The organism is Vreelandella neptunia, from assembly GCF_022489065.1.
GTDB classification, from domain to species: Bacteria; Pseudomonadota; Gammaproteobacteria; order Pseudomonadales; family Halomonadaceae; genus Vreelandella; species Vreelandella neptunia_A.
Genome location: NZ_JAKVTW010000001.1, coordinates 916,273 through 923,093, shown reverse-complemented (window position 1 = coordinate 923,093; position 6,821 = coordinate 916,273). Strand labels below are relative to the sequence as shown.

General features: G+C 49.9%; 7 protein-coding genes and 1 tRNA gene. 3 read left to right on the top strand and 5 right to left on the bottom strand.

Annotation, left to right across the window (positions count from 1 at the left end; all coding sequences use genetic code 11):
• Positions 1 to 28: 28 nt before the first annotated feature.
• The 5 genes from MLE19_RS04195 to MLE19_RS04175 form a co-directional block, all read right to left on the bottom strand.
• On the bottom strand, positions 29 to 241 hold the full coding sequence (locus MLE19_RS04195; RefSeq protein ID WP_240716797.1) for a hypothetical protein: 213 nt from the start codon (positions 239 to 241) through the stop codon (positions 29 to 31).
• 235 nt (positions 242 to 476) lie between these two features.
• A tRNA-Pro gene (locus MLE19_RS04190) sits at positions 477 to 553 on the bottom strand.
• A 136-nt stretch (positions 554 to 689) separates the two neighbouring features.
• Complete coding sequence (locus MLE19_RS04185; RefSeq protein ID WP_240716830.1) at positions 690 to 1,505, bottom strand: inositol monophosphatase family protein; 816 nt, start codon at positions 1,503 to 1,505, stop codon at positions 690 to 692.
• Between the two features lie 98 nt (positions 1,506 to 1,603).
• On the bottom strand, positions 1,604 to 2,053 hold the full coding sequence (locus tag MLE19_RS04180) for an anti-virulence regulator CigR family protein (protein ID WP_240716796.1): 450 nt from the start codon (positions 2,051 to 2,053) through the stop codon (positions 1,604 to 1,606).
• Between the two features lie 119 nt (positions 2,054 to 2,172).
• Positions 2,173 to 2,664, bottom strand: a complete 492-nt coding sequence (locus MLE19_RS04175; protein ID WP_276322293.1) for a pilin — start codon at positions 2,662 to 2,664, stop codon at positions 2,173 to 2,175.
• A gap of 239 nt (positions 2,665 to 2,903) precedes the next feature.
• Here MLE19_RS04175 and pilB point away from each other — a divergent pair, with 239 nt between their 5' ends.
• The 3 genes from pilB to MLE19_RS04155 are packed head-to-tail and all read left to right on the top strand — an operon-like array spanning position 2,904 to position 6,791.
• The gene (pilB, locus tag MLE19_RS04165; protein WP_240716795.1) at positions 2,904 to 4,661 is read left to right on the top strand and encodes a type IV-A pilus assembly ATPase PilB; all 1,758 of its coding nucleotides are present in this window, start codon (positions 2,904 to 2,906) and stop codon (positions 4,659 to 4,661) included.
• A 3-nt stretch (positions 4,662 to 4,664) separates the two neighbouring features.
• Entirely contained in the window at positions 4,665 to 5,897 is a 1,233-nt protein-coding gene (locus tag MLE19_RS04160) for a type II secretion system F family protein (protein WP_240716794.1), read from the top strand.
• A 48-nt stretch (positions 5,898 to 5,945) separates the two neighbouring features.
• Positions 5,946 to 6,791, top strand: coding sequence for a prepilin peptidase (locus MLE19_RS04155; RefSeq protein WP_240716793.1), 846 nt, complete (start codon positions 5,946 to 5,948; stop codon positions 6,789 to 6,791).
• Positions 6,792 to 6,821: the final 30 nt, after the last annotated feature.

Here is a 6,821-nt window from a genome sequence, read left to right as displayed (position 1 = left end):
ACTTAAGAAGAAAGGATCGGGTCGTTAATTACTTTTTGTTGCCAGTCATACCCTCAGTTATCTTGCGCAGACCCTTTTCAACAAGATGTTCATCATCACTTTCACCGTGAGAACTGGTGGGTGAACCGTCTTCGTATATTTCTGCACCACAAGCACCACATTTGGTGTTTTCTTGCGGAGCTTCTTTAACATCGGGATTGTATTCCTTACCGCATTTCTCACACTTATCGACGTGCTTCATGGCAGATCTCCTTTTGCCGTACCCAACCTTATTGAGCGTCAGGCAGGTGAATAGGTTCCATAAGCACTTGAACGAAGAGATCAGAAGGGAAAATAAGAACAAGCACTCATCATTAAAGTGTTGAATGTATAACGAGTTTGGAGTTCACACAGAACTATACGCTTTCATAAAATATTTCCGGACAACAAAAAACCGCCGCTTGGTTTTACCCAAATCGGCGGTTTTTAATAATCCTTGGTCGGAGCGACAGGATTCGAACCTGCGACCTTTGCAACCCCATTGCAACGCGCTACCAAGCTGCGCCACGCTCCGCTGTCTTTATTGGCCGCTACATCTTTGCCTCAAGACGGTGCGTATACTAGCGTTTTCCTGCATAAATGAAAAGCCTTTATAGCGCTTTCTTTTCAAGTATTTGTCATACATCGCTTACAACAGCTACGCATTCTTCTTAGCCCTGGTCAGCGTCAAGTAACAGATAGGCCATTGCGTCATAAACGCCCGGAGCCGTCACTAACAAGTGCTCGGGGTAAAGGTCTTCTGGAACTGATTTAGGGGGTTCATACAAGTGGCCTACGCGCGCACCGGCTTCGCGAGCAATGACCCAGCCCGCCACAAAATCCCAAGGGGAGACACTTTCATAGTACGCATCTAAACGACCGCAAGCGACGTCGCACAGGTCGAGTGCCGCCGCACCATTACGACGAATATCTTGGCACTCATTGAGCACAGCGCCTAGGCGCTTTAAAAGATGTTTGCGCTCTTCTTTGCGATAGGGAAATCCAGTACCGACCAGAGTGTGCGCCAATGAATCTGCACTGCTGGGCTGGATGGTCTGTCCGTTGCAAAAAGCACCCCCACCCTCCGCAGCGCTAAAGGTTTCGCCCAGGAATGGCGCGTGAATGACACCGACTTTGGCGATGCCCTCTTCCATCCAGCCGATGGATACGGCTACGTGTCGCAACCCTTGAGCAAAATTGACCGTGCCATCAATGGGATCTACTACCCATAGCCTTGGCGCTTCTACATGCAGGGCGCTTTCGGGCGCGAGCTCTTCACTTAGCCGTGCTTCCCCTGGAAAGTGCTCTTCAAGGCGCTGGCTAATAAGTTGATCAACGGCCACATCCACATCGGTGACTAGTTCATTATCTTTTTTTAACCGTTGAGAAAAACCTTGTTGCTCGCGCGCCTGGATGATCATCTGCCCCGCTTCTTCAGCGATGGAAATCGCGATCTTTAGGCGCGACTGTAGTGTGTGGCCAGACATATGCTCAGACATTGAATCTCCCATTGAGGATATTTAACCATTATGACCTCTCACCATAAGCCGACGTGATAAAATTTTCGAGTCAGTTATAGTGCTGGCTAACGCAAAACATCCACTAGCACATCGACCACGATACGCGTGGCCGCTTCGATCAAAACAACGTCAGCCCCTACACGCTCCCACTCGTAACCGGGATAGTTCGGCAATTGCGCTGCTAATTGACCATCAAAACGCTTAGCAATGCCTGGTGGCAATGGCTTACCACGCTCTAAATTACGCTGAATACCTGGCGGCAGTGATTCGGCACGTGGGGCGTCGTGCTGGCGCAATAGCTGGCGTAGTTCACGCTCATTAATGCGTGGCAGATCGACCCGTTCATCTCGGGTATTTCCAGAACGATGAGTTTCATGCTGCGGGGCCTGTTCACGACTATTATGGCCTTTGTCACGAGCACCATGGGCCGGTGCATGGTCAGGTTGTGCAAAGGCAGCGCTATTGAGTAGCACTGCTCCAAGTGTGCTGAGAATAATCAGTTTGATAGGGGTCACTGTAAGCTCCTCATTTCAATGTTAGAACTTACAGTGTAAAGAACAAATGCGTAGGAAGTATGGAAGTGAAAAAAGGGCCCGAAGGCCCTGAATCTCTGATGGATACCTTTTAGAATTTATTAATCACTTGTAGCAGTTGATTCACAATTGTTTGCGTATTCTGGCTCAACGGATGTGGAACAGGCCCAACCCTCTGCTATTCCTGGGACATCTCCTTCTGCCGCCACTTCTTCAGTACTATAAGTATAGGTGACATTTTCACCTGCTAAATTACTATTAACTTCACCCTGAAATGCATAGGTAAGAGTATAACTGGTCACCGCTTCACTAATATCTGAACCAGTGACCACACCATATTGCCCATTAGTTCTAAGACCTAGATCATCAAAATCAAATGTGGAACCAGCATCAACACGTTCTTGAACAGCTACACGCGCACCACTCAATAGGGTATGTGCCTCAGAGAACTGCGACCTAGCAATGTAGTTCTGATATTGCGGTATAGCTAAAGACGCCAGCACGCCAATAATCGCCACCACGATCATCAGCTCAATCAGCGTGAAACCGCCTTGTTTCTTGTTGCGGGTGTTAGGTTGTGCAGATTGCTGCATGTAGGCATCTCCTGAAGGGGAAGACAATCCTTTATAAGGAAGGGGAATCCTTAAAAAGAGCTAGGAACAATAGGCATAACATTAGCTTACGCAATATATTTTTACAACAAGCTCTTCTAACGCTATCGGCCCAAGAAACTACTACTTTAACGTATTTTGATGATCAGTCATTTAGTGCCTGTAAACGCTGGTTTATGGTACAAGTAGTCCGTCCAGCTGACGTAAAACAGGTCTTTTTAATGAGCCAGCCCCCTTTTGAGTCGACTCTTAGTCACGCAGCCGCTCGCGGTGGCCTGCGCGGTATAGCTCAGCGCTTGGTCAAGCACAGCTTGCTGACCGATGCCCAGGCCGCAACGGCTGAGAGGACCGCGTCGGATTTAGAGATCTCGCTTCTTCAACATGTCATTGAAAGCGGCCTAGTCGATCCTATTGAAGCGACGTTGGCGGCTGGCTGGGAGTATGGGCTGCCGGTTATTGATTTAGAGGCTCTGCGACTCACGACACTACCGCCTGCCTCCGACTACCCCATAAAAGTACTACAGAGCCTCAACGTTTTGCCGTTAGCACGCCACGGCCATCGACTCACGGTAGCGGTACCCTACCCCGCCACATTAACGCAGCTGGATGAATTGCAGTTTGCCACAGGCCTTAGCGTTGAAGGTGTTCTCGCCCCTGTTGACCAGATTACGGTCGCGCTGAATAACTACCTTGCTCAAAACGAGCGAGGCATGTTGGATGAACTTGAAGACATTGACGATGCGGTAAGCTCGCTGAACGTTGTGCAGAATAATGATGGTAGTGAAGTACCGCTGGAAGAGTCCTCCCAGAGTAGCGAGGACGCGCCAATCGTTAAATTTGTAAACAAGATTTTGTTGGATGCTATTCGTCGTGGAGCGTCTGATATTCATTTTGAGCCTTACGAGACGCTCTACCGGGTACGCTTTCGCGTTGACGGCATGCTGATTGAAGTTGCACGCCCACCGTTTGCAATGCGCAGCCGCATCGCAGCGCGCCTGAAAATCATGGCGCGACTAGATATCTCCGAACGCCGGTTGCCACAGGATGGCGCGATAAAACTCAAGTTATCGCGCACTCGCTCGCTGGACTTTCGGGTTAACTCACTGCCTACCGTCTATGGCGAAAAGCTGGTACTCCGGATCCTTGACCCTACCGCCGCTCAGTTGGGTATTGAGCAACTGGGCTTTACCGACGAGCAGCGTATTCACTATGAACATGCGTTAAAGCAGCCCCAAGGCATGATCCTAGTGACTGGCCCAACCGGTAGCGGTAAAACCGTCTCGCTATATACCGGCATTAATATCCTGAATAAAGTTGAGCGTAATATTTGTACCGCAGAAGACCCGGTTGAAATTAAGGTTGCTGGCATTAATCAAGTCAACGTGCTACCCAAAATCGGGCTTGATTTCGCCAGTGCGCTACGAGCCTTTCTGCGCCAAGATCCCGACGTGGTGATGGTGGGCGAGATTCGTGACCTTGAGACAGCAGAAATTGCCGTTAAGGCCGCTCAAACGGGGCACTTAGTGCTCTCTACCGTGCATACCAATTCGGCCGCTGAGACACTCACACGCTTAGCTAACATGGGTGTTTCTTCGTTCAATATAGCCAGTGCGGTTAGCTTGATTATTGCTCAACGTCTTGCACGAAAACTGTGCGTGCACTGCAAGGAGCCGATTGATATCCCCCAGGAAGCGCTGCGTAAAGAGGGGTTTAACACCGACGAGATCCACCAGGCGACCATTTATAAGCCTGTAGGCTGTAAACACTGTACCCACGGTTATAAAGGTCGCATTGGGATTTATGAGGTCGTGCCCATCACAGAAGCGATGCGCCAGTTAATAATGCGAGATGCCAATGCGTTAGACATTGATCATCAGGCGCGTAAGGAGGGTTATCCCAGCTTACACCGCAGTGGTTTATTAAAAGTCATGCAGGGTATTACCAGCCTGGAAGAGGTTAACCGAGTGAGCAAGGAGTAAGGCATGGCTAAAACGGCACGTCGACGTCAAGCGCCCGCCATTAAGCTATCGCGCTGGAAATGGGCAGGTAAAGGCCCACAAGATAGGCAGCTAAGCGGTGAGATGATTGGCCGCAGTAAAGCTGAAGTTGCCGCTGAACTTGCTAAACAGAATATCGTTATCCGGCGCATTAGTAAAAAGGGCACTTTAGGCGGTAGTGGTCGCATTAGCCCCAATGACATCATGGTATTTGCGCGCCAAATGGCCACTATGATTCGAGCGGGCATCCCCTTGCTCCAGGCATTACAAGTCGTCGCTGAAAGCCTCAAAAAACCTGCTATGGTTGCGCTCGTCCAACATATGATGAGCGACGTATCATCAGGCTCAAGTTTTTCCGATGCTTTACGCCGTCACCCTAAACACTTTGACCGACTATTTGTGAACCTTGTCGATGCGGGCGAACAGTCAGGTGCCTTGGATCAGATGCTGGATCGTATTGCGACCTATAAAGAGAAGGTAGAGTCGCTTAAATCGCGGGTAAAGAAAGCGCTCTGGTATCCCTCTGCCGTCATGACCATTGGCATAGCGGTCACGATGCTATTGTTAATAAAAGTGGTACCTGAATTTGAAAGCATGTTTCAGAGTTTTGGCGCCGAACTTCCCGCACTTACCCAGATGACTGTGAATTTATCCGAGCTTGCCCAGCGTTATTGGCTAGTGGCGCTGGGTACGGTGATAGCCGCCGTGTTTCTACTTAAAATAAGCATTCAGCGTTCACCTAAAATCGCCTATCGAATGCACGCACTACTGCTTCGATTACCGGTGATTGGCGATATTTTGCACAAATCTGCGATTGCGCGCTTTTCACGTACACTCGCCACCACGTTTGCCTCAGGCGTACCGTTGGTCGAAGGCTTAGACACCGCTGCGGGTGCTACAGGCAACAAAGTGTATGAACGCGCGGTGGTGCAAACCCGCCAAGATGTGGCTACCGGGCAACAGTTACACTTTGCCATGCGAATGACTAACCGCTTTCCCCCTCTGGCCATCCAGATGGTAAGTATCGGCGAAGAAGCAGGCTCACTGGATGCCATGTTGAACCGCGTCGCTGATTATTATGAAGAGGAAGTCGACAATAAGGTCGATGCGCTCACTTCCCTAATGGAGCCCATTATTATCGTGGTGCTGGGGGTGCTGGTCGGCGGTGTTGTGGTCTCTATGTATTTACCTATCTTCGATTTAGGCTCCGCTCTCTAAGAAACAAACTCTTCCAAAATGCCAATTTAAAGAAATCTAAGGAGCTACATGCACCACCCTTCACTCATCGTGTGGTTTGTCGTTTTACTCATGGGGCTATGCATAGGCAGTTTTCTTAATGTCGTTATCACTCGACTGCCTGTCATGTTGATGCGCCATTGGCGCCACGAGGCTCGAGCAGCGCTTGAGTTAGAGGACGAACACTCGCCACGCTTCAATTTGGCTACGCCAGGCTCCATGTGTCCGCGCTGTGAAACCCCCATCGCGTGGCACGACAATCTGCCCGTTATTGGGTGGTTAAAGCGCCGAGGACGCTGCGCAGAGTGCCAGTCGCCTATTAGCATTCAATATCCGCTAGTAGAAATAGCGGGCGGCCTACTGGCCATGGCTGTTATGGCTCTGCATGGGCTCACCTTTGAGTCACTATTCATTTACGCCGCCTGCCTAGCGTTATTAGTGATGGCTGTTATCGATTTTCGTACCCAGCTATTGCCCGATGTCATTACCCTTCCCCTATTATGGGCAGGCTTACTTTTCCAATTACTCTTCCAGCCCCTTATGCTGCCCAATGCTGTTATTGGTGCAATGGTGGGCTATCTTTCACTGTGGAGTTTTTATTGGCTGTTCAAACTGGTCACCGGCAAAGAGGGCATGGGGTTTGGCGACTTTAAACTGCTGGCGGCATTGGGCGCCTGGCTAGGATGGAGTTTTTTACCGCTGATTTTGATACTTTCCGCAGGGCTTGGCGCCATTGTAGGGCTGATCGCCCAAGCCTGTGCGCCTGGTTTACGCGGAAAGCCACTGCCGTTTGGCCCTTTTCTTGCACTCGCTGGGTGGGTGGCATTGTTAGTCGGTGATGAACTGATGGCGCTATATTTGAGCCTGATTATTTAAAAAGTGCAGCTATTAAACATGTGTGGCACT